A 1,085-nucleotide genomic window follows, 5' to 3' on the forward strand; every position below is an offset into this window, starting at 1 on the left:
ACTGTTCCATCTTTCTTAAAGGCTGGCTTTAATTTTCCTAAAGCTTCTGCTGTTGTTCCAAATCTAGGGAATTCATCTGTGTCAAATACTATTTCTCCCTTTTTATTTTTTATAACTACAGGAACTATTTCATCTTTGAATCTGCCTTCCTTTATAGCTCTTTCTGCTTTTTGTTGAGAGGCTGCTGCAAATTTATCCTGCATTTCTCTAGTTAAATTCCACTTCTCAGCTATGTTTTCTGCAGTCATTCCCATGTGGTAGCCTTGGAAAGCATCTGTAAGAGCATCATTTACCATTGTATCTACAATAGCTCCATTGCCCATTCTTTGTCCCCATCTTGTAGTAGGAAGTACATAGGGTGCTGCTGACATGTTTTCCATACCACCAGCTATTACAACCTCTGCATCTCCTGCTTTTATCATTTGAGCTGCTAAACTAACTGCTCTTAAGCCTGAACCACAAACTTTATTTAATGTAAAGCCTGGTACTTCTTCTGGAAGTCCCGCTTTTATTATTGCTTGTCTTGCAACATTTTGACCAAGACCTGCTTGTATAACGTTACCCATTATAACTTCATCAACTAATTCTGGCTTAACCTTCGCTCTATTAAGTGCTTCTTTAATAACTATAGCTCCTAATTCTGCTGCTGGAACATCCTTTAAAGCTCCTCCAAATTTTCCAACTGCAGTTCTAACTGCACTTACAATAACTACTTCTTTCATTGTGAACCTCCTATATATATCCAATAATAACATTTAACTTACAAAAACATTTTAGAGGACAGAGGACAATTGACATAGGACAATGAAGGAGGATTTTTCTCCGCTACACTACGAAAAATCTTTAATTTATATAGATTAGCGATGTTTTGCCTTAGCAAAACAAGCCTAAAAAAACAAATTAGTTTTCTGACGAAAGGAAGAAAACTTTCCTTCACTGTCCTCTGCCCTCTGTCATTTGTCCTCTAGCAATTTTGTACAATGTGGTTTTCTACTTAATTTCTACGCTTCCATAACTTTTAAGTTATCATCAATTACTAGATCAGCTTCAGTAGCACCTAATATATCTTCAATAGTTACTCCCTC

At 36.3% G+C, this 1,085-nt stretch carries 1 protein-coding gene; it reads right to left on the minus strand.

The genetic code is table 11. The annotated features are described in order from the left end of the window. Positions 1-722: acetyl-CoA C-acyltransferase (locus I6U48_RS28775; protein WP_218323951.1), on the minus strand; the 722-nt coding region annotated here is incomplete at its 3' end. Between the last annotated feature and the right edge of the window lie 363 nt (positions 723-1,085).

This window comes from Clostridium thailandense (genome assembly GCF_019207025.1).
GTDB classification, from domain to species: Bacteria; Bacillota; Clostridia; order Clostridiales; family Clostridiaceae; genus Clostridium_AM; species Clostridium_AM thailandense.